General features: G+C 54.2%; 19 protein-coding genes, 1 tRNA gene and 1 riboswitch. Of the genes, 5 read left to right on the forward strand and 15 right to left on the reverse strand.

The features are described 5' to 3' along the window. Positions 1-2: 2 nt before the first annotated feature. From Q0903_RS05580 to Q0903_RS05590, 3 genes are read right to left on the reverse strand one after another with little or no spacing between them, the layout of a single operon-like run. A complete protein-coding gene (locus Q0903_RS05580) occupies positions 3-971 on the reverse strand; it encodes a tripartite tricarboxylate transporter substrate binding protein (RefSeq protein WP_299026236.1) in 969 nt (322 codons plus the stop codon). 44 nt (positions 972-1015) lie between these two features. Then, the gene (locus tag Q0903_RS05585; protein ID WP_299026239.1) at positions 1016-1483 is read right to left on the reverse strand and encodes a tripartite tricarboxylate transporter TctB family protein; all 468 of its coding nucleotides are present in this window, start codon (positions 1481-1483) and stop codon (positions 1016-1018) included. Continuing rightward, positions 1480-2991: a tripartite tricarboxylate transporter permease gene (locus Q0903_RS05590; protein ID WP_299414482.1), complete on the reverse strand. Its 1512-nt coding sequence runs from the start codon at positions 2989-2991 to the stop codon at positions 1480-1482. The genes Q0903_RS05585 and Q0903_RS05590 overlap by 4 nt, the downstream gene beginning before the upstream one ends. A 97-nt stretch (positions 2992-3088) precedes the next feature. Between Q0903_RS05590 and Q0903_RS05595 the strand changes: the two genes are divergently transcribed. After that, positions 3089-4111, forward strand: a complete 1023-nt coding sequence (locus Q0903_RS05595; protein ID WP_299413581.1) for a LacI family DNA-binding transcriptional regulator — start codon at positions 3089-3091, stop codon at positions 4109-4111. On the opposite strand, the gene Q0903_RS05600 is transcribed toward Q0903_RS05595, so the two are convergent. From Q0903_RS05600 to Q0903_RS05625, 6 genes are all read right to left on the reverse strand, one after another. Further along, positions 4108-4749: a LysE family translocator gene (locus tag Q0903_RS05600; protein ID WP_299413583.1), complete on the reverse strand. Its 642-nt coding sequence runs from the start codon at positions 4747-4749 to the stop codon at positions 4108-4110. The two genes, Q0903_RS05595 and Q0903_RS05600, sit on opposite strands and share 4 nt — an antisense overlap. A gap of 73 nt (positions 4750-4822) precedes the next feature. Further along, positions 4823-7468 (reverse strand): DUF4214 domain-containing protein, encoded by a 2646-nt coding sequence (locus tag Q0903_RS05605; RefSeq protein WP_299413585.1) that lies wholly within the window; start codon positions 7466-7468, stop codon positions 4823-4825. Positions 7469-7733: 265 nt separating this feature from the next. Next, positions 7734-12341 carry a DUF4214 domain-containing protein gene (locus tag Q0903_RS05610; protein WP_299413587.1) on the reverse strand — a complete coding sequence of 1536 codons (4608 nt, stop codon included), beginning with the start codon at positions 12339-12341 and terminating at the stop codon, positions 7734-7736. 255 nt (positions 12342-12596) lie between these two features. Then, on the reverse strand, positions 12597-14159 hold the full coding sequence (locus tag Q0903_RS05615) for a sulfatase-like hydrolase/transferase (protein WP_299413590.1): 1563 nt from the start codon (positions 14157-14159) through the stop codon (positions 12597-12599). Further along, on the reverse strand, positions 14156-16519 hold the full coding sequence (locus tag Q0903_RS05620; RefSeq protein WP_299413593.1) for a TRAP transporter large permease subunit: 2364 nt from the start codon (positions 16517-16519) through the stop codon (positions 14156-14158). Before Q0903_RS05620 ends, Q0903_RS05615 begins: the two co-directional genes overlap by 4 nt. 81 nt (positions 16520-16600) lie before the next feature. Further along, the gene (locus tag Q0903_RS05625) at positions 16601-17650 is read right to left on the reverse strand and encodes a TAXI family TRAP transporter solute-binding subunit (RefSeq protein WP_299413595.1); all 1050 of its coding nucleotides are present in this window, start codon (positions 17648-17650) and stop codon (positions 16601-16603) included. 130 nt (positions 17651-17780) lie between these two features. Here Q0903_RS05625 and Q0903_RS05630 point away from each other — a divergent pair, with 130 nt between their 5' ends. After that, positions 17781-18248 carry a MarR family winged helix-turn-helix transcriptional regulator gene (locus Q0903_RS05630; protein WP_299026259.1) on the forward strand — a complete coding sequence of 156 codons (468 nt, stop codon included), beginning with the start codon at positions 17781-17783 and terminating at the stop codon, positions 18246-18248. Positions 18249-18673: 425 nt separating this feature from the next. Here Q0903_RS05630 and Q0903_RS05635 read toward each other — a convergent pair. Further along, positions 18674-18749, reverse strand: a tRNA-Lys gene (locus Q0903_RS05635). Positions 18750-18846: 97 nt separating this feature from the next. Here Q0903_RS05635 and dapF point away from each other — a divergent pair. The 3 genes from dapF to Q0903_RS05650 are packed head-to-tail and all read left to right on the forward strand — an operon-like array spanning position 18847 to position 21638. Beyond that, entirely contained in the window at positions 18847-19689 is an 843-nt protein-coding gene (dapF, locus tag Q0903_RS05640) for a diaminopimelate epimerase (protein ID WP_299413598.1), read from the forward strand. After that, complete coding sequence (mtaB, locus tag Q0903_RS05645) at positions 19686-20939, forward strand: tRNA (N(6)-L-threonylcarbamoyladenosine(37)-C(2))-methylthiotransferase MtaB (RefSeq protein ID WP_299413601.1); 1254 nt, start codon at positions 19686-19688, stop codon at positions 20937-20939. Before dapF ends, mtaB begins: the two co-directional genes overlap by 4 nt. 33 nt (positions 20940-20972) lie before the next feature. Next, the gene (locus Q0903_RS05650) at positions 20973-21638 is read left to right on the forward strand and encodes a Crp/Fnr family transcriptional regulator (protein ID WP_299413604.1); all 666 of its coding nucleotides are present in this window, start codon (positions 20973-20975) and stop codon (positions 21636-21638) included. A gap of 454 nt (positions 21639-22092) precedes the next feature. Here the strand turns inward: Q0903_RS05650 and Q0903_RS05655 are convergent, their stop codons facing one another. The 5 genes from Q0903_RS05655 to Q0903_RS05675 form a co-directional block, all read right to left on the reverse strand. Continuing rightward, positions 22093-22875, reverse strand: coding sequence for a cytochrome c1 (locus tag Q0903_RS05655; protein WP_299027703.1), 783 nt, complete (start codon positions 22873-22875; stop codon positions 22093-22095). A gap of 13 nt (positions 22876-22888) precedes the next feature. After that, positions 22889-24232 (reverse strand): cytochrome b N-terminal domain-containing protein, encoded by a 1344-nt coding sequence (locus Q0903_RS05660; RefSeq protein WP_299026272.1) that lies wholly within the window; start codon positions 24230-24232, stop codon positions 22889-22891. A 12-nt stretch (positions 24233-24244) separates the two neighbouring features. Beyond that, on the reverse strand, positions 24245-24805 hold the full coding sequence (petA, locus tag Q0903_RS05665) for a ubiquinol-cytochrome c reductase iron-sulfur subunit (protein WP_299026274.1): 561 nt from the start codon (positions 24803-24805) through the stop codon (positions 24245-24247). 180 nt (positions 24806-24985) lie between these two features. Beyond that, positions 24986-25597, reverse strand: a complete 612-nt coding sequence (locus Q0903_RS05670) for a glutathione S-transferase (protein WP_299413607.1) — start codon at positions 25595-25597, stop codon at positions 24986-24988. Positions 25598-25663: 66 nt separating this feature from the next. Further along, on the reverse strand, positions 25664-26287 hold the full coding sequence (locus Q0903_RS05675) for an FMN-binding negative transcriptional regulator (RefSeq protein WP_299413610.1): 624 nt from the start codon (positions 26285-26287) through the stop codon (positions 25664-25666). A 64-nt stretch (positions 26288-26351) separates the two neighbouring features. Next, positions 26352-26509: riboswitch (FMN riboswitch) on the forward strand. Positions 26510-26576: the final 67 nt, after the last annotated feature.

Raw genomic sequence — 26576 nt, forward strand, 5'->3', positions numbered from 1 at the left:
GTTTACAGACCTGCAAGCAGCTCTTTGAGCGTTTCTTCACGCGCAGCCCACATAGCCAGCACTTCCTCACGGTTCATGATGTTCATAGGCGAGCCACCTGCCTTCATCTTGCCCGCAACGCGGCTGTTCTCGAACATGGCAGGCACGGTCGCAGCCAGCTTGTCGATGATCGCTTGTGGCGTACCCTTTGGCACCATCACACCGCGGAAGTTAACAGATGAGTTATCCACATCCAGACCCGCTTCCATCATTGTCGGCACATCAGGCAGAAACTCGTTCCGCTCCAGATCCGCCACCGCGAGGATTTTGACATTGCCAGCTTGTGCCGCACGGAAGGCATCGGACAAGTTGTTGATCCCCGCCAACGTATCGCCCGCAATGACAGCTTTCATCGCGGCAGCACCACCACCTTTTGTCGGGATATAGGCCATCTTCATATCGCCTGCCTTCTCCATTTGAAGCGCCGCAATGTGGTGGCCCACAAACAAACCAGCGCCTGATGTCGTCAGCTTACCCGGGTTCGCTTTGGCGAAATCAACCACATCTTGCAGCGTATTGAATTCACTATCCGCGCCGACAACCAGCACGGCGGGGTCCGCGCCCCAATTCGCAATAGGCTCGAATGTCTCGGCTGAGTATTGCACGCCCCCCTTGATCGACTGGGCGATAAAGTGGGGAATGTTATAGGCACCCAGCGTATAGCCATCGGCCTCGGCCTGTGTTGCCAGCCAGTTCCAGCCAACACGCCCACCTGCACCTGGTTTGTTCAGGATTGCGATAGGCATGCCCAACGCATCCTCGTTGCCAGCAGTCATTGTTACGATGCGGGCCTGAAAATCCGTGGCACCGCCGGCACCATAGCTGACCATCATCATTATAGGCCGCTCGGGGTAATTCGCATGACCGTCCGCAACAGCAGCACCTGTCATTCCCATCAGGGCCATCGCAGCCCCTGCAATCATTCTCTTCATTTCCTAGTTCCTCCCTAAATGACGCTCTGCCGTATGTTTACGGTTCAGAACAATATCTCTCGCGGTGTGTATACGTTCAGCAGCATCGCAAAGAGCCCGTACATAACGGCGATAAAACACGCCGTGATGAAGATACGCTTGAGCCATGAGCGCACCGCATGGTGCGGTGCGGGATCATACATGCTCAGCAATAGAAAAAAGGCGATTGTTGTGGCTGTATAAAAACCCAAGCCCTTGGCCGCCCAAAAGATATAGACCAGAGCCACAGTCAGCCCTGGCGCAAGGTTGCGCATCTGCGGAACCGATATGCCATTGCCTACCTTGGTCCAACCCAGACATGCCTTGATAAAGGTCCAGCCCGCCAGCACCACAAACACGGTAGAGATCAGACGCGGAAACAAGAATGCCTCGGCAGGCTGCTGGGTAAAGCTGATATAGCACACCGTCGCACCAACAGCGGCAACAATGCCGGAACCGATAATATGCTGGACGCGCGGCAAACTCACACTCATTGCAGGATTTCCTCTTTTGAGGTGTAGCGCCGCGAGCGAAGCTCCATCCACGCGGAATATATGATCGACGCGATCACAACAGAGATCAGCAAAATATTCAGGCCGCCGCCAAAGAAATACGGCCCCAAACCTTCTGTCGCATTTGCGATCATACTGCCCTGAATAAAGTTGGATTCAGCGATCGGACCAAGAATGAGGCCCAGCACCAAAGGTGCGGCAGAAAATCCGAACCGCTCCAGAAAATACATCATTACTCCAAGTGACGCCATTACATAGACATCGCCCATGCTCGACTGGACCGAGTAGCTGCCAAAAACCGCGAGGCCCAGAACGACAGCCGCCATTACGCTCTGCGGAACGGTGGCGATGCGTGCAGCAAGGCCCGCCACATAGAGGCCAAAGATGCACATCAACACCTGCCCGATCAGCATAGAATTAATAAAGGTCCAGGCGACATCAGGGTGATTATCAAACAAGTCAGAGCCAGGAAAAATCCCGTGGATCAGCAAACCGCCCAACAGCACCGCCGCAGTAGGAGAGCCTGGGATAGACAGTGTCAGCAACGGCACAAGCGAAGGCCCGACCATTGCGTTATTGGCGCTCTCTGCGGCAATCAGTCCTTCGGGGTGGCCTGTGCCGAACTTCTCGCGGTCAGGGCTGAATTTTTTGGACTGGTCATAGGCTACCAACCCCGCGATCTGCCCCCCGACACCGGGGATCAGCCCTATGATAGACCCTGTCATGGTCCCTATACCAAGGGCGCGTTTCGATTTCATCATCAGGGCAACCGCGTCCTTGATCGGATGTTTTTGCACTTCGATGACATCTGCCACATCATTACGGCGGCCACGCGCGAACATGGTGATCACCTGTGGAATAGCGAACAACCCGATCAACGCCGCGATGATGTTAATCCCGCCGCCCAGTGAATCATGAAAGATAAACCGCTGCGCGCCCATGATGTCATCAAAACCAATCGTCGCAAGCCACAGACCGATACACCCTGACAGCAACCCTTTGACAACCGAATTGCCATCGAGCGAACCGATCACTGTCACGCCGAGGATTGCAAGCCAGAACAGATGGCTGGGCCCGAACGCCAACGCCCATTTCGCAAGCAGGGGCGTTAGAAAGATCAGCAACAGAACACCAAAAACACCGCCCACAGCAGAGGACAAGAATGACAGCTGTAGCGCTTTGGCCCCCTCGCCTTTTTGCGCCATTGCATGTCCGTCCAGCGTGGTCGCAATATTAGCAGGGGCACCAGGAATCTTGAGCAAGATTGCCGATACAGCGCCCCCTGCCACCGTCGATGTATAGGCCGCCCCCAAAAGGATCAGCCCCTGTGTCGCCTGAAGCTGGAACGTAAATGGGATCAACAACGCAACCGCCATCGTGGGCGACAAACCCGGTGTCGCGCCGAGGATCAGGCCGCCAATAGTCCCGATAAGCAACAGCCCGAAGTTGATCGGAGTGAACACATCACCGAAGTAAAAGATGAACTCCAACCATTCGCCCCCATTCATAAAATCATTGACGTTTCAGGGTAGAGAATGAAAACAGTAATGCAAATGTTTTCATAAAATTGGCGAAATGGGCGCGTAAATGTCTGATAAAGATAAAAGAAACGTGGACATCTTTGCAGTGGCAAATGCTGCAAAAGTGTCTATCTCAACTGTTTCGCGCAGCTTTAATCATCCTGAAAAGCTGAAACCCGAAACCCGCAAACGCATCGATCGCGCCGTACGAAAGCTGGGCTATATTCGCAACCGCGCCGCCCAAACGATGCATGGTATCCGCAGCGGCACCATCGGACTAATTGTTCCCACAATGGATCACGCAATCTTTTCCGAACTGATGGAGGCCTTTGCCCGATCGGTGGAGCCACACGGCTTCTCGATGCTTGTCGCTTCACACGGCTACGATCTGGAAAAGGAATACGCTGTAGCGCGAAAATTCCTTGAACACCGCGTTGATGGCGTTGCTCTGATCGGGCAGGATCATTCGGAAGAAACCTATCAGTTGCTTTCGCAAAACCAGACACCCGCAATTTCGATCTGGAATTATGATAAAAATTCGCGTCTGCCCTGTGTCGGCGCCGACAACCTGAGTGCGGGAAAACTGGCCGCCAGCCATTTAGTCGAGCATGGCCACCGTGACATCGCAATGATATTTGCTCCCCGAACAGGGAATGACCGCGCCAAAGGCAGAATGGATGGCGCGCGCCAGACATTGCAAGCCGCAGGTATCAGTGTGCCTCAAGAGTGGATCTTGCAAAGCCCCTATAGCCTTTCCGCTGCCAAACGTGATGTGATGGCACTCTTGCAGTCGACGCGCCGCCCGACAGCTCTGCTTTGTGGCAATGATGTACTGGCACTCGGGGCAATCTATGCAGCGCAGACTACGGGTCTGTCGGTGCCTGATGATATCTCGGTCATCGGGATCGGCGATTTTAAAGGCTCTGCCGAGATGTATCCCGCCCTGACCACCATCCGTCTACCCGCCCAGCGCATTGGTCGTATCGCGGGTGAACAGCTTTCTGATGCAATCATCAACGCGCCAAGCGAGATGCGAAGAATAAATTGCGACATCGCCTTGCGGGTACGGGATAGTTGTCGCCCCCTTTAGGCAATGCCCCCCAAGGCAAGCAGGGCCTGCACCAGAATGATCGCACCTGCGCCGCCAATTGTCAGAGCGGCCACGCGGTTCAGACGCAGTAATGCGCCAGAGCGGGCCATGAACAACCGCGCCTTCGCCGCAAGAACCGCGTAAGGCAGCAATACGGCAAACAGAATCCCAACCGTCAGAACAGCCAAGAAAAACCATTGCGACATGCCGATGCCTTCCAAATCCACGACCGCTGGCAAAAGCGCGAGGTAGAACACAATCGCCTTTGGATTGCCCATAGTTACTGCAAAGCCAGTCATGAAAGCGCGCGCACCGTCACGTTTTGTTGCCGCCTCCACACGCGTCAGGCCTGCTTTGCTGGTCCAGAACCGGTAGGCTAAGTAGACGAGGTATAACGCCCCAAGAACCTTAATCACCATCAGCGCACCCGCAAAAGCCTGCGCCAATGCAGCAAGACCGACAATCGCCGCAGTCAGGTACACCAAATCGGCTACGGCGATGCCCATGATGAATGGAAGGGAGGCCCGAAACCCCATACCAAGTGATTGCCCGACCAGTGCAGCAACCCCTGGTCCGGGGATTGCGGCCGCCAGCGTCAAAGCCGCGCCATAAGCAATGAATGGTGTCAGGACTTCCATAGGCGAAGCTCTCTCTCGGGATGATGCCCCTTTACAGGGCATCACCACTGACAGCAAACGCCACCGGACGAAATCAGATCTGGATCATATCTTCAGTGATGCCACCTTCAGAGATGCCCACAAATTCCACAAAAGCATTTCCAGATGAATCACGGAAGTTGAGATTATCAGGCAGAATACCCTGCCAAACGCCACCGTTCGCAACAGCAATTTCGCTGCTGGTTTGCAACCGTTCCAGCACCTGCTGTTTATCAGTGAACCCAAAGGTGCTGAAATTCAGCGTGTCCCACACCTCAAGATCAAGGACCTTGGTATTGCTGGTGTTCGGACGGATGATGAATTCGTCCGACAGGCTACCGCCGGCCAGATAGTCGACACCATTTACAGAATTCCCGCCATCGATGACATCGTCAGTGCCTTGTGCGCGCATCCAATCGGTTAGCGGATCAGTGGTATCGGCGACAAATTCACGGCTCTGCGAGAACCCACGGACAACCTCTGCGCGGCTGCTGCCCCCCTCCAGCACATCCAGCCAGCCTTCGCGACCTGCGGTATCGGACGCACGGTCCAGCACATTCTGGTACAGCAACTCGACAAAATCTTCGTTATCCAGATCACCATAGGTCTGACGGAATTCGCGCGAATTTGTAAAGCCCGCAATCACGCTGTCAAAGGATGTGCCGTTTGAAAGCAGATCAGTCCAGCCCAAAAGCCCCGTCTGATCAGGGTCACGGTCCAGCGTCGCACGGTACAAACGAAACACGTCATCGGACCATTCCGCAGGATCGGATTCGCGCAAATAAAGAGCGGCGTCAGCGTTGGTCGCGTTCCTGAATTCTCTGCTTTCCGTAAGCGACTTCAGCATAGACGCCCGCGACGTGCCCTGATTGTTCAGCGCATCGGTCCAGAAATTGAAGCCGCCACTGTCTGCCTCGCGATCAAAGATATTCTGGTACATCTGATTGACGAATTCAGCGGTATTCAGCGTACCATAGGTCTGCTGGAACTCGGCACTCTGCACAAAACTATTGGCAACAGACAGGCGATCCACTTCGTCACGCTCGAGCGCACCCACCCAGCCTGCCAAACCTTCCTGATCGGCTACACGGTCAAAAGCAGAGACGTAGAGGCGGTACACGAATACCGCGGAATCTTCGCTAAAGCTGCCAATGGTGGAAAAGTAATTCACCTCGAACTGATCACCGAAGATGAAATCGCCATCATCGCCGCCATCCAAACGATCAGACCCACCCTGTCCTGTGATCCAGTCGCTTCCGCCTAACCCGTTCAGTACGTCAGGCCCGGCATCTCCTGTCAATGTGTTGGCCGTATCATCACCGTTGACAGGCACTTTGGTGAACGTCAGATCGTAGTCACCCGATCGGCCTGAAATGGACGAGCTATTACCAACATGCAGGAAATAGGTGCCAGTCGTATCCGGTGTGAATTCTGTCGACAGATCGCCCGTAAAGCTATTGGGCAAGTTGCTGACTTGCACGCCGTTGCTGTTGAACACCTCAATATACGAACGGCTGATCGGATTGGAGGTCTCGCTGCCCTTCAGTGAAATCACGTAGGTCTCGCCACCCGTCATTGTGGTGCGGATCAGGTCGATATCGCTGCGATACTCCAATGTACTGCTCAACGTCTGACCAGGTGTAAGGAACGCGACCGTATCAAACCCGTTCGAAATTTCGCGCAGCACTTCTAGCTCGTAACCGCCAACATCCGATGAAAACTGCCCCTCCGCTTCAACAAAGAACGTGCCGTTTTCAGAAGGGGTGACAGACGCTAATGAAACGCTTCCTGTGCCGGTGCTTATCTGTGCCCCATTTTCAGTGCGCCACGTCACGCGTGGATCATCCAACGTGTTACCGGAACCATCGCCCGTAACCGTTGCAACATAGCTATATCCAGTCTCAAGCGTGGTTTTAAACCAGTCACTATCCCCAGAGTAATCAACAACACTGGTAATCGCGACCGGATCTTCGGAATACTCAATGGTAGAAGATGTGCCGACGCCCGCTGCAATCTCTGACACCAACTCCAGTGCATATGTACCTTGGCGCGATGTGAACTGTCCTGCGGCCTGAATATAGAAGGTGCCTGATTGATCAGGTGAAATGAAAACCAACGGGGCAGTACCGGAGACAGACTCAAGCGTTGTTCCCGCGTCATCCAGCAATCGGATGCGGTTATCCGTGATCTGGCCTGCGCCACCATCACCTGACATACGCGCATAATACCCTGTTCCGGCCTCAAGCTCGACGCGGTAGTAGTCACGGTCGTTGTTATAATCAATCGCACTGCTAAGGCTGCTATCCACTCCAAGTGTCGCAACCGTCGCAACAGAATTTGCAACCTCGCGTTCAAGTGTGACGCGGTAGGTCCCGAGGGAAGATGAAAACTGCCCGCCTGTATCCAGATAGTATGTCGAGAGTTCGGTTGGTGTTACGAAAACAATCGGTCCACTGCCACTGACGCCCGCCAGAGACGCGCCTACATCATCACGCAACCGCAGCGAATTTGTCGTCAATTGCGTCGCGGTTCCATCACCACGCATTTGCGCCCAATAGCTATATCCGACATCAAGCTCGGTCCTGATCCAATCCCGCTCACGCGATGATTCGATTTCACCTAAAAACTCATCCCCAAAGGAAATGTCGTAATTTGTACCAACAGTCGCCAACGCGTCGGATGTTTCAGTAATCGTTGCCATTAAAAACCCTCAAATCTTGCGCGTGCATGGCGCTTTGGTTTACCTTAGGGCATGAAATTAGTGATGAAAAGCAATGCGTCAGCACAAAGATCGCCGTAGGTGGATCACCGCCTGTCTCACGCCCCTAGATCGCGCAACCGCCGATATTCAAAGAGATTGCCGCAAGCCTAGGCAATACTTGCGCCAATAGACTGGTCCACTGCTCTGGAGCAACAAGCCACGGCTTCTGGTCATACTCCGCTGCGCTTTCGAATGGCTTTACCTGCTAGACAAGGAACATATCATCTACAAGTTCACTCAGCTGTGTACGCTCGAAACTGATACTGGTCCCCTGATCTGTGAACAAAACGCGGTTGCCCAATTCAACCATATGTGCGCGCGCGTCCTGGGCGGTTTCATACCCGTAGCCCTGAAATGACAGATAGTCCCATACCTCAAGGTCCAGAACGGTATTTACGCCCCGATCTGCCTGAACGAAAATAAAACTATCTGCCAAAGCGCCACCCGCCATGAAGTTGGACCCGCGACCGGCATTTATTTCGTCATCTACTCCAAGTGAGCGTATCCAGTCCTTTAGGTCTGCTGCGGTGTTTTGTTTGAACTCTCCGCTTTCGGCAAAGCCTCTCACGACGGCTTCGCGGGATGTGCCACCCGCCAGCAGATCTACCCATGCAGACAAACCTGTCGCATCAGGCGCACGGCCCAACACATTACTATAAAGCTGTGTGACAAAAGATGTCGGATCAGACAGGTTTCCGTAAGTTTTTGTAAACTCGGACGATCTGGTAAAGCCAGCCGCGACCTGCTCATAGGCACGCCCCTCTGACATCTGCTCGGACCAAGCAAGAAAACCGCCCTGATCGGGATCACGGTCCAGCGTGGCGCGGTACAGACGGTAGATATCATCTGACCATTCAGCAGGGTTGTTGTTCACAGCCAGCGCATTAGCGTCATCTAACGTCTTGAGATTGAACTCCACGCTCTCCGAAAAACCGTTCACGACCCCTGCGCGGCTCAGCCCTTCATCCATCCGGTCTGTCCACCCACTTATTTCTGCGGCTGTCACCTCGCCTGCAGCGAGATCACGGTCGAGAACATTCTTGTACAGCTCTGCAACAAAGTCTGCAGTGCTGGTGCCTGTATATCTGTTGGTAAATTCCTGCGAGCGTACGAACCCTTCAATGACCTCCAACAAAGAACTGTTTTCTGTGAACAATTCAGAGGTCCATGCTTTGTGCCCAGCCTCGTCCGGCAACCGGTCGAATGTGGCCTGATACAAACGATAGACCTGATTGGCTCGGGGCAACGCATAGCGCAGCTCAAAATCATCTCCGTAGAGAAAATCGTTGCCGTTACCACCCAGAAGGATATCAGGGCCACCCGCACCACTTATGATGTCTCTCCCGCCCAACCCGTTGAGCGCATCAGGGCCCGCAGTACCCGCGAGGGTCTCGCCTGCATCATTTCCCGATTTTGTAACCCGCGCGGCGATGGCGGCCGTTGGTGCAGACAGGACGCTCTCTTGCGTACCTATTCCGTCCGTGTAGCTTACAGTAACAGAAATCTGCGCCCCAATGTCCTGCGCTGACAATGTATAGTCGCGCCGGATTGCCCCGCTGATCGCATCCCCGTCACGCAGCCACTGATAGCTGAAAGCACCAAGACCATTGTCATCGGACAGTTCCGACGTATCCGCTGAAAGTATCCTGTGTTGTGCGGCAGCACCGTCAATTCTGACAATGCCATCAGCCGCAAAAGGAATAAGTGCCTCCACTTGCGCCAGTGTCATGGTCCTGTCTGCAAACTGGATCAGCTCCACATCTTCGTTAATCCTGTATGTGTTCCCTGATGGATCAACCAGCTCGATATACGTCGTAATTTCCTGGCCTTCGATCTTGTCACTGGCAAAATCGAGAACGACAAGATCCGTGCCGCCACCACCGACGATGATGTTCTGCCCGCTTCCTGCAAAGAACGTATCATCCCCAAGCCCGCCAAACAAAACATCGTCACCGTCGCCACCGTCGAGTGCATCATCCCCGCCTTGGCCTTTCAGCGTGTCATCACCAATGCCACCATACAGTTTATCGTTATCCAAACCGCCCGTGATCGAATCTGCACCCTCACCTCCGAACAGGCGGTCTTGGCCCGCCTGCCCCGCCAAACTGTCACCACCTTCACCGCCGTCGAGGATATCGTCGTTTATGCTGCCTTTGATGCTGTCGTTGCCCTGACGCGCAACCACCCGACCGACCGGTTGTTCGGGCAGAGTGTAGTCATCATCAAGATCGGTAAGCTCGACAGGTTCAAAGAGGAAATCAATCACCTGCTCATAGGTTGTGCCATTCTGATGCGTCCAACTAAACGCGACCTGCCCGTTTTCCGTTTCGCGCGCCTCAAGCGTCTGGCTCGAAGCGAAAAACCAACCGCCTTCGGGCGCATCATCCGCATCACTGTCAACGACAACAACGGGATCCAGAATCTTGGTAAAGTCCGTATCATACAGCTGTGCCTTGAGTTCCCTATCCGAATTGCCACCCGTCAGAGCCCACGCCACAATTCGCCCGTCACTGAGGATCAGCTGGTTATGGTATTCAAACCGCACCACCCCGAGATTGGTCACATCGGCACCGCTGCCTGATACAGTGATCTGGTACGCCTGATCCTGAGCACCCGATACATCCAGCAAAGCGACAAAGCTGCTATTGCCTGAATATCCGATTTCCATGTCATATACGTCTGAATAATGAAGGGCCTGTTTCAGGCTTAGCTGGGTGAATTCTCCCGATCTCGCGGGATCGAGCTGCATTTCAAAGTATGTACGACCATTCACCAGATCTTTGTAAATCGACAGCGCAGTTCCAGTCTCGGGGTCAAAGGCGGCTTTTGCCAAAGGACTATCGACCTGCGCGCGGCCACTATAGATCACGTTGTTTGCGGTTTCCGAAACCCCTTGCAGGAGTTCTGGCGAAATCGCCGACGTGCCATCGGCATCAAGCCAAAACTGCCAAAGCTCGCTGGCGGCTGATGTGTCATACCTGCTGGCAGGTGGTGGCGGACAATACTGCCCCGTCTTGCAATAAACAGTACCACCGCCGGAAATCTGGTCGATATCTGATGATGTGGCGGCAACAAGGACCAATGCCCGACCGTCCCCAAGCATTACGATATCTTCCAGCCCTTCGCTGTCATGCGAAACACCAACCGTTGCCAACAGTGCGTCTACATCGACATCCAAAGGAGGATCGACAGCGGTGATCTCTCCAACACGCCGCATGCCTTCCATCACAAAATCATAGCTGAACGTCTGACTGAACGATGCACCAAACGTATCCGTAGCCACCGCAGTAAACGAAAAATAGGCGACATTCAGATCACCCGAAACGTCCCGCACAAGAAAGTCGGTATAGGACAAATCCGGCAGCCCGATCAAAGTACCGTCTGCCTCTACCCGCACCCATGACGGCAGCGGCGATGAATAACTATAGGTTATCGCATCGCCTTCACGATCGTATGCGAAAAGCTCGGGGATGAATAGAATTTCATCTTGGAGGTTCTCGAGCGTGGCACTTGGATAATCCGCCAACAGCCCGGAATTCACAGGCGCCGTGTTTGCCTTGAACACCGCCGACTTAATGCCAAAGCCCGACGTATCGCCGCCAATTCCACTATCATCCGTCCATGCAACTGCAAACCGACCCTCAGACAGGGCTGTGATTGCTGGCTTGGACTGGGTCTCGGCGGTAACGCTATTGATCAGATAGGCTTCGGTCCCCACTCGGTCCGTTGTTTCCAAATCATAGAACCTTGCCTTCACGGCGGTACTTGGATCACCGCTTTGACCACTTTCATCCGTCCATGCAACGACAAGGGTATTATTGTCCAATACTGTCAGGACCGGATCAAGTTGTGAGCCCAGTGACCCCTCGATTGCAAAATCCTGACCTTTTGAAAAACCGTTACTGTCGTAAACGCGGCCACGAATATCGTATTTTTGCGTGCCCGATCCGCTAAGGAAATCATTCCACACGACAACAAAGCCACCATCGGGTGTTGCGACGACCTTGGCCGAGTCCTGTTGATTACCACGCGTCGTATTGACTGTGAAAACGCCGCCGTTCTTCGTGCCATCGGCATCCAGTAGCTGACCTGAAATACCCAACCCAGACGTATCTTTGCCTGTCAGATCGGTGCCGTCCCACACCACAATGATCCGACCATCCGACAGCTCGGCCATTTCAGGGCGCACGCCCAAGCCGAAAGTCAGGTTGTTGACCTTGAACTCACCCGAGGTGGTCACACCTGTTTCATCAAAGATTTTGGCTTTGATATTGCCGTCTACCGTCTCAAAAGCAGAGTATCCGTCCAGCTCGAACCAGCTCGCAACAAATCCGCCTCCCGCCAGCCCTTGAACGGTAGGAATGCCCTGTATGCCACTAAGCGAGGTATCCAGATTAAATTCGCCGCCCTCAGGTGCGCCATCCGCGGAAAAAATACGTGCCATGACCCTGCCATCCGATGGCAAATCAACAGTTATACCGTTGATCGTCTCGCTTGAGGTCTGGCTAAAGCTCTCCCATGCGACCAAAAACCGTCCGTCCACAAGGGCCGTGACCGAAGGCTGCGTCTGAATACCCAACGTGGACTGGTTTATTAGAATTTCAGGACCAAGCGCGTTACCGTCATCTGAAAACAGACGCGCCTTGATTGAAGAGCCATCCGCATCGCCGCCTTGCCCGCTGGTATCGACCCAAAGAACGACGTAACCGCCGTCAGATAGCGTGGTTATTCTAGGCTCTAACTGCTGGAAATCCGTTGCAGTATTGGAAAGGCTTTCTGCTGCCAGCCGCTCAAAAGAATACACTGCACTCATTCTACCAATCCCATTCAGATCCTAGTGTTCAGCCCTCGTCATCAAAATCGGATATTGGTTGGACCGCTGGCCAAGTATTGTCTCTCGCACGTTTTGACTCAAGGGCAGCATAACTGAATTCACACAACATTCACGTACTGACAGGTGATTGGGGATACATGCCAGTCCGTGGCCTAGGAATGCCGCCTTAAAAAAATGAGTGCAAAGCATACTAAAGGACGCCAGCGTAAACGCAGACCCCATTCGAACCAGCCGTCAGGCAATACGATCTGCCGCAGGGCTTTCATCCATCTGCGCCGTTAAATGATGGATCAGCCGCTCTGCAAGATGCGCACGCATCTCGAAATGGTCCGCGCTATCCCACAGATTGAGGGTCTCTTTCGGATCAGCTCCCAGATCATAGAGCTCGCCCCAGTCCTCGTCCAAATACATGGTATAGCGCCATTCTGGCGTCAAAAGGGAACGGACACGCGCCGGTTTGGGAAAGCCAAGACGGATGCCGCCATCGTTAAACTCAATCAGTAATTCATCCCGCACACTGCCGCCATCCGTCAGGACACTTTTGAAACTCTTGCCTTGATTACCGTTAAACGGCGCGATGCCGACACGATCAAGGATCGTTGCAGCCAGATCAACTGTCGATGCCAACGCATCCGAGGTCCCCGCACTACGGTCGGCGGGGTCAGACCAGATAAATGGTACACGCGTCACACTCCTGAAGGGCAACGCACCTTTGAGAAGCATATTAAAATCACCAAGGTAATCGCCATGGTCCGACGTGTAACAGATAACCGTATTCTCCAGCTGGCCGTTCTGCTCAAGTGTATTCAAAATCTCACCGACAGCATCATCAACGCAGGCCATCATGCCAGCCGTCAGCGCCATCGCTTCTTTCAGGTGTCGATCTGTAAGCATCTGCGCTGTTTGAGGCGTAGATTGCCCGCCACCACTTTGAAGATTAGCGTCAAGCCATCGCATCGGCGGTGTGGGATTCTGGTGCGCGGAATAGGGCAACGATACATCAAAATCATCTGGCGAATACATGTCCCAGTACTTGCCAGGCGGGTTGAACGGATGATGCGGATCGGGAAATGACACAAAACTGAAGAATGGCGCGTCCTTGCCCACGCGCGTGTTCAGATAATCAATGGCACGGTCACGCACATAGGCCGTTGGATAAAGATCTTCGGGGATCGGCGTTCGGTAAGCCTGCGGGCATGTATACCCATGCGGCAACTCGTTAGCATCATCGTGCAACGCCTCCCAGTCATCGGCATTCTCGCGGAACCACTGGTGATAATGCCCACCGCAGCGATCGCCGTGGGTGGTGACCATATCAACGTGTTGATAGCCATAGTAAGGTGTTTTGAACGCGTAACGACCATCGGCTGTATACTGTCCCGGCTCCTCTTGGTCATAATTGCCTGTATCAGCTTTCCACGCCTCTTTCTGCTTGGCAATTTCTTCCAGCGTCTTGCCCATCGGCGGCATATCGGTAAATGGCTGGAGGTGGCTCTTGCCAATAGCCGCAGTGTGATAGCCGTCCTCGGCCAACAAATCGACGAATGTGTTCGCAGACAGCGGCAAACGGCAGCCATTGTGACGCAAGCCGTGGAGACTGGGATACCGCCCTGTCAGCAAAGACGCGCGGTTGGGCATGCACACAGGTGACGCCACATGAAAGTTGTCAAACCGCGTACCCCGTGCCGCGATGCTGTCAATGTGCGGTGTCTTCAAAACCGGATGCCCGTAACAGCCCAGCCAATCGGCACGTTGCTGGTCGGTGATCAGAAACAAGAAATTTGGACGTTTGGTCATGTGGATGCCTCCGCTTGCGTATTATACATAGGAGAGTCGCTGCCACCGCTCATCCGGTGCCAAACCAACAGTGCAAGCGCAACAGCCACCGCAGCGATATGAATGGTTTCGGGCCGCAGCAATACCAGCACAGCAAGGGTCAGCCTGACAAAAACCATCGGCAGGCTCAGCGCGCGCACATCAAACCGCGCCAATGCGCTTGCGATTAGAAACAGCGCCAGAACCAATCGCGCAGTAAGCCATGCAAACGACGACCAGCTCACCCCGTTTTCATATCCCGGCAACGGTGCACCTGTAGAAGAGGCAGGATCAATCAAGGCTTGGTCGATCAACAAGAACTCGGGATAGAAAGCAAAAATGAAGGGGATCACAAACATCACAATCCCCGAACGCACGGCACTGAAACCCGTTACCATCGGATCGGCTTTTGTGATGGTGGAGGCCGCAAAAGCCGCCACCGCGACAGGTGGTGTAATGGCCGAGGCAACCGCAAAATAAAAGATGAACATATGCGCCGTTACCGTCGCAATCCCAAGACCGATCAGCATCGGCCCCATCAGCAATGCCACGTTCACATAAGCTGGTACCGCAGGCATACCCATACCCAGCAGCACAGCAAGAAGCATCGTGATCAGCAAGGCAATAAACTTGAGATAATCAGATCCATCCCCCCCCAGATCCAGCGAGATCAGGAAGCTAAGGATGTCGATGCCTACAAATTTGGACAGCCCCGTAAAGCTGAGGCAAACATCGATCACAGTGACGGCCAAAAACATCAGATAGAGCGACGAAATCGTAATCCCTGCTTCGGCCAGCGCATCCAGCAGCAATCGGGGCTTGGCGCGAAATTCTTTATCCAGAAACAGCAAGACGGTCACAAATGCTGCCGCCCACCAACCTGTCGCGCCAGCATCTCCCGCCGCGTTTTGCAACAGCTCAAAGAACCACGGCAAATTGATCGCTCTGCATTGGTCGCCGTTAATTATCGTCTCGATACCAAACAGCCAGCCAAGCGGGCCGCACCCGATGCCGTCTTTGGGGGTCAGCAGCAAGGCGAGGATCAAGAGGATCGGCAAAAATATCTGGGCCAGATGCAGAAAATCGGTGCGTGTCAGATGCATATCTTCGGTAAGTTCGCCAAAGGCTTCCAACCCCTGCTTGCGGGCCTGAAATACCGCCGACAGGAACAAGCAAAAGAAATAGGCGATCGCGGGCAACGTCGCGGCGATAATCACGTCGCGGTACGGCACTGCTGTCAGACCTGCCAGAATAAACGCAGCAACCCCCATGACCGGCGGCATGATTGATCCACCGGAGGAGGCGGCGGCCTCAACCCCGCCAGAGAACACCCGCGAGAAACCGCGCTTTACCATCATGGGGATGGTCAAAACACCCGTCGACAGCACGTTGATAACGGGTCCACCGGTGATCGTGCCGAACATCGCGGAAGAGACAATTGCAGCATGGGCAGGCCCGCCGCGTAGTTTACGGGTCCAACGGAACGCCAGTTTGATCAGTGACTGCCCCCCCGCCGATTTGCCGAACATCGCACCAAGGATGATGTAGGGGAACACCACGTTCATGATGATGTTCATGAACCTTCCAAGCATACCCGACGCATTGTTCACCAGCGCGTCATGCACATTGGGGCGCCCGTCCAGAAACGTACGCGGCTCGCCCCCGAGTTTGGTCATCAGATATTTGTTTATGTCGTCTGGTCCGTGGAAATACCACACCAGCACAGTGGCAATCGTGTACAGCGCGATAACCAGCGACACGAGCACCAAGGGCAGGCCCCAGACTTTGATATTATAGCCCAGAAAAACCAGAATTGAGACGCCCATAATCGCGACAAGCCAGACACCGGTCGTTGATACACAGCCCGGATCATCCACAGACTGCGGTACTGGCAGGCCCATATCCTCGGCAAAGGCGATCTCGGCTTTTAGAGTTTCAGCGATCAGACGCGCGCGTTCGCCTGTCATCACGTCGATCATGCAAACACTGTCAATTTCGATCAGATAGGTCAGTGAAATCGCTGCTGCTGCCGCAACCAAAGCAACATCCATCGCCAGGCCGAATGGCGCGCGCCGCTGGCCCTGCCAATCGCGCCACATGGAGTGTTTTAAGGCAACCACCAGCATCATGACAAAAAAGATGATCGGATAGAAAATCTCGGTCGCAAAATTGCGAACTTTTAGTTTTTCCATGCCCGTGATGTTGCGCCAGAAATCATCCCATCCAGGGATCGTCGGCATGCTGTTCAAAACACCAAGAAAAACAAAACCCAAGGCAACCCAATAGACTGTACGATTGGGAAACGTCGCATCACTTGGCCTCATCTCCGCTTGATCATTCATAAAAGCAGGCTCCGGCTTACAGAATAGAAGACCGCCCCCGAACGCTGCGTCGGGGGCGGTAATTGGCTCTAGATGTTTCGGTCAGGAATTGTCTTTGGCGCAGTCCGGTACTTCGTAACCGGCATCTTCCCACGCACGCGAAGCGCCTTTGTGATACTTCATCGGGTTGGCACCACACATACCCCATGCAGGATTGTCATAGCTGACAGTCTCGCCAAAAGGCGCTTTTGCCTTCAGCGCATCCAGCGAACCGATGTAAGCAGTCACGAGATTGTAGACCAGTTCTTCATCCATATTCTTGTTTACGACATCGCCGCCAATTGTAGCCAAGGCACGGAATGTGCCGTCTTCCGATACAAAGGTCCAATCCTCGCCCATGTTCTTTTGCAAATCCGCAATCGGGATTTCAACAGAGGCACTGCCAGGCGCTTTCATGTATTTTTGCATAGCCTCGCTCTCGTAGATGTCTTTGGGCATCGACCATGCTGTAATCTTACCTGCAGACCCGATTGTGGCTGTGCGTGAGTTCGGGAACAGCTCAGGCAGCACCACACCGTCCGGCTCACCACCGGTAATCACTGCGGTCGCCTGGCCCCAATTTGACTGGATACCGGTATATCCGTCACCATCCTTGAGGCCTGTGATCAGCTCGATCATAGTCCGGGCATTGTTCAACGCACCGCCACGTGGCGGGCCGTTAAAGATCACTTTACCCTCCAGATCGTCCCACCCATTGATACCCTTTGAGTCAAATGCATAGAGAAAGAAGATGCCCAGCGTATAGGGCGTGATTGAACGCAAGTTCGACGCCAGTTCGGCACCCTTTTCCTTGCCAAGTTTGCCGTAGGGTCCGACACCGCGGCTCATCAGGAAGGGCAGGATATGCGGCGTGCTCGCGATATCTGTGCTGCCTTCCGCGACATTCTGCAAAGAGTTGGTCAGCGTTTGCCCTTCGGCCAGCTGGATGTTCGCAACACCCGAAGTACCCGCAATCTCGGTCAAATGCGCAGCCGACAAATGTGTAGAACCGCCAGATGACGCGGTCTCCGCCGTCAGGTTTACCTGCGCAAACGCAGGCGATGCGAGCAAGCTCGCAACGATCAGCGCGCTCTTAAAATAGTGCTTTGACATGTGTTCCTCCCAGAAACTTTTTATCTTGCCAGCTTGGAAGGGAAACTATTTTTGAGTCAATATTTTTGTTGCGGCTGCAACAATATAATAGATGCTAATGGTATGGCACCCAACATCCAGCGAGGAAACGATGACTTTGATTTCAAAAGCTGAAATGGACAGAAACCTCCCCATCAGGATCTTGCGGCTTGCAACCAAACTGTCGACGGTGTTTCAGCGTGAAACACTGCGCCCTGCTAACATTAGTGTCCAGCAATGGCGCGTCATGGTCAGTCTGGCCCAGTTCGGAGAGCTGCACCTGCGTTTGCTTGCACGACATTCCACCCAAGATCCGGCGCATACCAGTCGGGTCGTAAAGTCAATGACTGCAAAGGGATGGATCGAAAGCCGTGCCGATCCGATAGACCACCGCCGCATTTTGTACAGACTGACCAATGAAGGCGCTTCTATTATTGAGGAAAACTGGCCGCACGCTCTGGATTTTGCTGCTAATGTTGCAAGCCTGTTTGACGAAGATGAATTCGACAAGTTCAAGACCATGCTCGACAAAGCGAACCAAGCCTTTGATCAGCGTTTGAAAAACGGCAGCTCACACTAAGTGCCAATGGGGTAGTATTTATGCCCCAACCCCGACATGAAACCAGCCGCTCGATTGGCGATCATCATTGTGGGTGCATTTGTCAGCAGAAATCCGACAAGTACGGCGCAAGGATAGCAGAACAGAACCTGATACATACGCCATGATCTAGCGCCGAACCCTTTGGATAGGTCGACCGCGACGGATCAACAACTGCGCCTTTTCCAGTAGCAGACGTAACACTGCGCCAAGATCGCTGGGGTTAACTCTAGGCCGCCACGGCCTTTGCCAACTTTCACCGCGCCGCTCACCCGTCTGCTATATCCATCAGATCGCGGATATGTTTCGCAAAGCACCATGTCGCCGGAATACCAAGAACCGCTCCGATGAGGATAACAATTTCGTTTGCTCACTTAACGAAAATGTTTGCTAGTTCAGTGCAAAAGTGGTGAGCCCTGTTGGGTTCGAACCAACGACCTACTGATTAAAAGTCAGTTGCTCTACCAACTGAGCTAAGGGCCCACTGACGCGGTGTTTAGAAACCTGTGCGGGGTGGGTCAACCCCAATAACGCATGAATTTTCTACGCACTGCTGGAATAACTCAATCACCCCCGCTATATGCCCAGAATGAACCAGCGCTCTTCCTCACCTTTACCGTTTATGAAAATGCACGGTCTTGGCAACGACTTTGTCGTTGTTGACGCGCGGACGCGTGAAATACCGCTGTCACAGGCACTAATTCGCGGTATTGCGCACCGCCATACAGGCATCGGGTTTGATCAACTGGCCGTTATCAGCAAGGGCACAGGCGACGCACATTTGACCTTCTATAATGCAGACGGCTCCACCTCAGCGGCCTGCGGCAATGCGACACGCTGCATCGCACGGTATCTAATGGCCGCACTGGGCACCAAAAAACTGCACCTGACGACGGACCGTGGCGATCTGGAGGCAAGAGATTCGGGTAACGGGCTGACATCCGTAAACATGGGCCAGCCACAACTTGCGTGGGACGAAATTCCGCTTTCGCATGAAATGGACACGCTATCGTTGCCCATAGATGGGGCGCCTGTGGCGACGGGGATGGGCAATCCGCATTGCACCTTTTTCGTCCCTGACGTGAATGTCATTGATTTGGCCAGCTTTGGCGCAGCGCATGAGCATCACCCCCTTTACCCCCAGCGCACCAATGTACAGATCGCACAAGTCACTGGTCCCAACCACATCCGTATGCGCGTGTGGGAGCGGGGCGTGGGCATCACGCTCGCCTCTGGCTCTTCGTCCTGCGCCACGGCTGTTGCCGCTGCACGGCGGGGTCTTACAGGGCGCGAGGTCACTATTGATTTGGATGGCGGTACATTAAGTGTCGCGTGGCGGGATAACGGGGTCTGGATGACAGGGCCAACAATGCACGTCGCAGACGGCACGCTTACTGCCCAGTTCATAGAAAGTTTTGCATGAGCGCCCCTGTCTTCTCCAACCATGGCTGCCGTCTGAACCAGTATGAGCTGGAGGCGATGAAAGAGCTTGCGGCAGACGCAGGCCTGCGCGACGCGGTCGTGGTAAACACCTGCGCCGTCACAGCCGAGGCGGTGCGTAAGGCGCGTCAGGACATCCGCAAACTGCGCAAAGCCAACCCGAATGCGCGCCTGATCGTTACAGGCTGCGCCGCCCAGACCGAACCAGCGACATTTACTGAAATGCCCGAAGTCGACGCGGTTATCGGGAACACTGAAAAGATGCAGGGCGATACATGGCGCGGACTTGCTGCTGACTTCATAGGCGAGACAGAGGCGCTGCAAGTCGATGACATCATGTCTGTTACAGAAACAGCAGGCCATTTGATCGACGGCTTTGGCACACGCAGCCGCGCCTATGTTCAGGTCCAGAACGGCTGCGATCACCGCTGCACGTTTTGTATCATTCCTTATGGTCGCGGCAATTCACGCTCTGTCCCCGCGGGTGTTGTTGTCGATCAAATCAAGCGTTTGGTGGACAAGGGCTTTAACGAAGTTGTTCTTACGGGTGTTGACCTCACTTCATGGGGCGCAGACCTGCCCGCCGCTCCGAAACTCGGTGATCTGGTGATGCGCATTTTGCGGCTGGTGCCTGATTTACCACGCCTGCGGATCAGTTCGATTGATTCCATTGAGGTGGATGAAAACCTGATGCAAGCCATCGCAACCGAACACCGTCTGATGCCACATCTTCACCTGTCACTTCAGCACGGTGACGACATGATCCTCAAACGGATGAAACGCCGCCATTTGCGCGATGACGCCATAGCGTTTTGCACCCAAGCGCGGGCTCTGCGCCCTGATATGACGTTCGGTGCTGACATCATCGCAGGCTTTCCGACCGAGACAGAAGCGATGTTTGAAAACGCCCTCAGGCTGGTTGAGGAGTGTGACCTCACATGGCTTCATGTCTTTCCATACTCCGCCCGCGAAGGGACGCCAGCCGCGCGTATGCCAGCAGTGAATGGCACGCTGATCAAACAGCGCGCATCACGGCTGCGTGCCGCTGGACAGGAGGCTGTTCAACGCCATCTCGCTGCACAGGTAGGTCGATCCCACGATATTCTGATGGAAAATCCACATATGGGGCGTACAGCACAGTTTGCCGAAGTATCCTTCGCCGCACCACAAAACGAGGGTACAATCGTGCGTGCAACCATCCAGCAGCACACTGGCACGCAATTGCATGCTTGACGCATCAGACTGATTTCATAAAGAGGCCACTCGATGAACAATCCATCCCTTGCCGATGTGGGCTTCCTCTCTTCCGCCTCTCCCGCTTTGCGCAAAATGTTCACGGCGCTTGCAAGCCGCGTAAAACTGCCACGCGGCGTTACGCTGTTTGAAAGCGGTGATCAGGGTGATACCTTGTTTGCAGTCATTTCCGGTGAGGTCGAGGTCAGCGTTACCTCACGAGAGGGCCAAAAACTAAGTCTCGCAATTCTTGGACCTGGCGAGTTGTTCGGCGAGATTGCTCTGTTTGCCCCCGGTCCGCGCACCGCGACCGTGAGTACAACTGCCAATACCGAGGTCTGGAAGCTCCAAAATAATGACGTCCTTTCAGCCCTTCATGAGAACCCCGCGCTTTATCTCGATATGATCGAACTGGCTGGTCTGAGGATGCGCTGGATGTCTGCACAATATCACGAACAGGTCTTTATGGATGTGCCGACCCGCTTGGCACATAGAGTGCTGCACCTTTCTGGCCCCCATCTGCGTGAGCTACAGATGTCACATGCCGATCTTGCCGCCTTTGTAGGAGCAACGCGCGAAACCGTTTCAAAAACGCTCTCTGCTTGGAAACAACAAAACCTGATCCATATGCGGCGCGGGACGCTTACTGTCCTTGATGCCAAAGCCCTGAGAAACTTTGCCGAGAGCGGCAATTATTAACGAAATGTGAAGCAGTTCACAGACAACAGAAAATTTTACGCGCAGAACAGGGGCATAGAGCCTACGGCGGTAGGGATGAAAGCGCTTTCATACTCAAAGCGTCTCACCGCCAATTAGAACGATCCAGAGTCGGACAGGCAGTGAAAAAAGCTTAGCTTTTTGATCTGTGGCGGTAATTGAATATCGTCGTCCGACTCATTGGTTTTTCATTTTACTCCCCTGTCACGGGTCCACTTTGCACTCATCAGGACTTGTGAACGCCTCAGCCCTTCGGTCCTTTCGGATCGGGGGGCTAATTTCTTGTACGCTTGGCAGCCTGTTCCAAACAGACAACTCACCGCCTTGCATCTGATCCCCAAAACCGCGGACAATCAGTCGAAGTACCAAGATGGCTCAACGCAAAACGCCCGCGAGTGATACTCGCGGGCGCTAAAGGATCTTATGACGACTGCCGTCAGTCTTTCTTATATTTGACCGAAGCCCACAGGCGCTTGTTGGTCAGGTACAGGAGCACAGACAACAGCGTGAGGAACAAAACACCGGCAAAGCCGGCCTGCTTGCGCGCGCCCATCTTTGGCTCGGCTGTCCACATCAGGAAGGCGGCGACATCTTCTGAAATCGCCTCGATCGAGTTGGAACTACCGTCAGCATAGTCCACGTCTTCGCCATAAAGCGGCGGCGCCATGGAGAGCCAACCACCTTCAAAGTACTTGTTCTCGTACAATGTGACGCCAGCTTGGGTTTTCTCTTCACCTGTGTAACCGTGCAGCAGTGCTGCAATGTATTCAGCACCACCAAAGCCATAGATCAACTGATTTAAACCCAGACCATACGGACCGGAAAACGCTTTGCGCTTCTTCGCCATAAGCGACAAGTCAGGCGCTGTTTCCATGCCTGATTTCGGGAAGTGATCCACAGGTGTGGCTTCGCGGAAATCATCCAGATCAGCATCGAAAACTTCCCACTGCTTGGAATACTCGATCACTTGCTCTTCGGGCAGCATAGGGCCGCCTTCATCACCAAGTGTCCGCAGGGGGACAAATTTCAAACCGTGGCATGAAGAACAAACCTCTGTGTAGACCTGAAGGCCACGCTGAAGCTGGTTTACATCATAGGTACCAAAAGGACCGTCAAACGAGAAATCGATATCCTCAATCGGCGCCCCCTTCTTACCCGCCGCGAATGCGGCGGGGGCTGTCAGCACGATAAGCGCGCTCAGGAGTGTTGCTTTGATCATTTTCATCTCTGGTTTACTCCGCTGGGGTCGCGACTGGTGTCGCGCCGCCGGCTTTTTTCGCGAGTTTCGCGTTAAAGTCGTCTTCGATCGTGTCTGGCATTGCATCAGGCTTTTCGATGACACCCAGCAGCGGCATGATCACCAAAAAGTAGACGAACCAGTAAGTAGCCGCGATCAAAGCGATTGTGTTATAAGGCTCTTCCGCTGGCATTGCACCGACCCACATCAAAACGAAGAAGTCGACGACCAATAGCCAGAACCACCACTTGAACATCGGACGGTAACGGCCCGAGCGTACGCGCGATGTATCCAACCATGGCACAGCGGCCATCACAGCAATCGCCGCAAACATCGCAACCACACCGAAGAAGGCCGAGTCGATGATTCCGCCGGAGACGAAGGAAACAAACATCACGAGCCAAACGTCAGGCGTGAAGGCGCGCAGGATCGCGTAGAACGGCAGGAAATACCATTCTGGCACAATGTGTGCCGGCGTCGAAAGCGGGTTCGCTTCGATGTAGTTATCAGGGTGGCCGAGGTAGTTCGGCATGAAGCCTACGACCGCAAAGAACACCACAAGAATAACAGCCAGTGCAAACAAATCCTTGATTACGAAGTAGGGCCAGAAAGGCAGCGTGTCTTTCTCGGCTTCTTCTTTCGAAGTCGTCCGCACAGGTACGCCAGTCGGGTTGTTGTTGCCTGTGGTGTGGAACGCCCAGATGTGCAGGATAACAAGACCCGCAATCACAAACGGCAGCAAATAGTGCAGCGAGAAGAAGCGGTTCAGCGTCGCATTATCAACAGCAGGACCGCCCAACAGAAGCGTCTGCAGTGCATCACCAATGAACGGGATCGCACCGAACAGGCCTGTGATAACTGTCGCACCCCAGAAGGACATCTGACCCCATGGAAGCACGTAACCCATGAACGCAGTCGCCATCATCAACAGGTAAATGATCATACCGATGATCCACGTAATCTCACGCGGGGCTTTGTAGGACCCGTAGTAGAGACCGCGGAAAATATGCGCATAAACCGCGACAAAGAACAGCGAGGCGCCGTTCATGTGCAGATACCGCAGCATGTAGCCGCCATTTACGTTCCGCATAATATGCTCGACGCTGGCAAATGCCGCATCAGTGCTCGGCGTATAGTGCATCGCCAAAACGATGCCGGTGATGATTTGCAGCGCCAGACAGAAGGTCAGAACGATGCCCCAGATCCACATCCAGTTCAGGTTCTTGGGCGTGGGGATCATCAGTGTATCATACATCAGCCCGACAATCGGCAGGCGGCTGTGCAGCCACTTTTCGCCGTCTGTCTTTGGCTCGTAATGGTCGTGAGGAATTCCAGACATAAGTTTGTTCCTTTAACCGAGTTTCAATGTGGATTCGTCGAGGAATTCTGCCGGTGGGATAGGCAAATTCAACGGCGCGGGGCCTCTGCGAATACGGCCAGCCGTATCGTAGTGCGAACCGTGACAAGGGCAGAACCAACCACCAAAATCACCAGCATCGCCCAATGGCACGCAGCCAAGGTGCGTACACACGCCCATCATGACCAGCCATTCACCAGCCTCGTCCATGGTGCGGTTTTCGTCGAGGGCTGTCGCGTCGCTCGCGATATTCGCATTCTCGGCACCCTGATCCGGCAAATCCGACAGGTCAACAGCGCGGCCTGCTTCAATCTCTTCCGCAGTGCGGCGTCGAATGAACACAGGTTTGCCCAACCATTTAACAGTCAACTGCGAACCTGGCTCAACGCCACTCACATCCACGCGGATGGAGGACAGGGCCAGAACATCCGCAGAGGGGTTCATCTGATTGACCAGCGGCCAAACAGCGGCACCAACGGCTACGGCACCTGTGCCAGCAGTCGCATAATAGAGGAAGTCCCTCCGGTTGCCTTCGATATCATCAGCTTGTGACACGTCGGTTTCTCCGTAATTGGGCCGCATCGCGGCAAACAGAAATCCAGACGCACTTCTCCTGTGACGCCGGATATTGCTGCGGTACCTAACGCGCAGCACAGGAGTCGTCTAGATGGTTTAGACGCGCAAAGGGTCGCAGTTTGGTAAAATCCGCGCCGAAATATTTACCAGCAGGGCGTTTCAGCCCGCAGGCGGGACGGTGGATTGCATCCATTCACGCGATTCGAACTCCTTGAACCACGCGGCCAGCCCGTCGTTGCCCTGCCGCCAGCCCCACGCATCATGGCGGAAGTCTACATATGCCAGCGCGCAGGCCACAGCGACTTGCCCCATATCCAGCGGGCCTTGCAGATGGCTCATCCAGCGGGTGTTGAGTGCGGCAACGCTACGAGCAATCTTGTCCCACTGGCCGTCCACCCATTCGGGCATCTGTTTGTCTTCGGGGCGCAGTCGCGTCTCGTAGGTCATCAAAAGTGCGGCGTCCAGAATACCGTCGGCTGTCGCCTCCAACGTCAGGGTATCCCAGCGGCGTGGCCCTGTCGGGTACAGCTTGTCGCCTGCCCGCGCGTCCAGATAGGCCGTGATGACGCGGCTGTCATAAAGTGTCGGACCATCAGGCCGCTCTAGCGCGGGTACTTTGGCGAGCGGGTTTTTGGCAAGTAGGGATGGATCAGCGGCAACAGGCGTGGTCGCGACATTTATCAGCTCCACATCATCGCGCTGCCCCGTCTCTTCCAGCAGGATCATGACTTTGCGGACATAGGGGGATGTCGGTGCATAATAGAGCTTCATGTGATTGATCCTTTGCTGCTGTTTCACGCGCCACTCTTTACCCCAGCGCCAGAAATCGCAAGCGGCTCAGCTGTGATCAAGATCACGCATCATGCGCGCAATCACGTTGACCTCGCTTCCAATGCCGTGGACTTCCATCTCGTCTGCGGCGGCGATCCGTACTGCATCAGGTTTGTTCTGTCCCAGCTTCCATGTCCCATCCACACCGGTAACGCTAAAGCGGAACGGAACAATCATCCGCATCATCTTTTCCAATACCTCGGGAGTCATCTTTCCAGTTGTCCAAGGCGTCTTGGGCGAAAGTTGCTGTTCATAGGCAGCTGATTGGCGCTCCAGCATCTCGTGCATTGTGTCTTGGGGCAAACGCTCCAACGTGCCGGCCAAATGGACAGCTATGTAATTCCAGGTAGGCACCTGATCTACCACACCGTACCAATCGGGCGAAACATAACTGTCAGGGCCGGACACCACAATCTTGGCCCCGTGCGGCCCCTCTCCCATGCGCGCAATGGGATTCGAACGGACAAGATGCAGATCGGCAGTTGTACCATCTTCGCTCATTAGAAACGGAATATGGCTTAGATGCGGACCATTTGCATCACTTACCGCAAGGATGCCGAAAGCCCGGCTGCGTGCAAAGGCGATGTTACGCGCAGCATCTGCATCATGAAAAATCGGATTGGGGTGCATCATACCCTCCTGAACCTGTGACACGATCAGCTATTGCAGAGGTCGCCCATGCTTGGCAATCTAGGACTATTCTCAGGGCGGGGTGAAATTCCCCACCGGCGGTATAGGGGCATGCCCCTGAGCCCGCGAGCGCTGCCGACCTCTCTTTGAGAGGCGGCGGGACAAGCAGATCCGGTGAGATGCCGGAGCCGACGGTTAAAGTCCGGATGGAAGAGAATGCAGGATACAGGTCGCGCCTAGAGGTGCGGCCAATGTCTTGTGATCGCCTTGGGTGGACTGTTGAACCTAA

The organism is uncultured Sulfitobacter sp., assembly GCF_947502895.1.
GTDB lineage: Bacteria > Pseudomonadota > Alphaproteobacteria > Rhodobacterales > Rhodobacteraceae > Sulfitobacter.

Bases quoted from the DNA above. Each gene is read 5' to 3' on its own strand.
- Q0903_RS05655 (WP_299027703.1), bottom strand. From the start codon at position 22,875: ATGATCAAAGCAACACTCCTGAGCGCGCTTATCGTGCTGACAGCCCCC.
- dapF (WP_299413598.1), top strand. From the start codon at position 18,847: ATGCCCAGAATGAACCAGCGCTCTTCCTCACCTTTACCGTTTATGAAA.
- Q0903_RS05600 (WP_299413583.1), bottom strand. From the start codon at position 4,749: ATGGAAGTCCTGACACCATTCATTGCTTATGGCGCGGCTTTGACGCTG.
- Q0903_RS05615 (WP_299413590.1), bottom strand. From the start codon at position 14,159: ATGACCAAACGTCCAAATTTCTTGTTTCTGATCACCGACCAGCAACGT.
- Q0903_RS05675 (WP_299413610.1), bottom strand. From the start codon at position 26,287: ATGCACCCCAATCCGATTTTTCATGATGCAGATGCTGCGCGTAACATC.
- Q0903_RS05585 (WP_299026239.1), bottom strand. From the start codon at position 1,483: ATGAGTGTGAGTTTGCCGCGCGTCCAGCATATTATCGGTTCCGGCATT.
- Q0903_RS05630 (WP_299026259.1), top strand. From the start codon at position 17,781: ATGACTTTGATTTCAAAAGCTGAAATGGACAGAAACCTCCCCATCAGG.
- Q0903_RS05650 (WP_299413604.1), top strand. From the start codon at position 20,973: ATGAACAATCCATCCCTTGCCGATGTGGGCTTCCTCTCTTCCGCCTCT.
- Q0903_RS05580 (WP_299026236.1), bottom strand. From the start codon at position 971: ATGAAGAGAATGATTGCAGGGGCTGCGATGGCCCTGATGGGAATGACA.
- Q0903_RS05605 (WP_299413585.1), bottom strand. From the start codon at position 7,468: ATGGCAACGATTACTGAAACATCCGACGCGTTGGCGACTGTTGGTACA.
- Q0903_RS05620 (WP_299413593.1), bottom strand. From the start codon at position 16,519: ATGAATGATCAAGCGGAGATGAGGCCAAGTGATGCGACGTTTCCCAAT.
- Q0903_RS05670 (WP_299413607.1), bottom strand. From the start codon at position 25,597: ATGAAGCTCTATTATGCACCGACATCCCCCTATGTCCGCAAAGTCATG.
- Q0903_RS05625 (WP_299413595.1), bottom strand. From the start codon at position 17,650: ATGTCAAAGCACTATTTTAAGAGCGCGCTGATCGTTGCGAGCTTGCTC.
- mtaB (WP_299413601.1), top strand. From the start codon at position 19,686: ATGAGCGCCCCTGTCTTCTCCAACCATGGCTGCCGTCTGAACCAGTAT.
- Q0903_RS05610 (WP_299413587.1), bottom strand. From the start codon at position 12,341: ATGAGTGCAGTGTATTCTTTTGAGCGGCTGGCAGCAGAAAGCCTTTCC.
- Q0903_RS05595 (WP_299413581.1), top strand. From the start codon at position 3,089: ATGTCTGATAAAGATAAAAGAAACGTGGACATCTTTGCAGTGGCAAAT.
- Q0903_RS05660 (WP_299026272.1), bottom strand. From the start codon at position 24,232: ATGTCTGGAATTCCTCACGACCATTACGAGCCAAAGACAGACGGCGAA.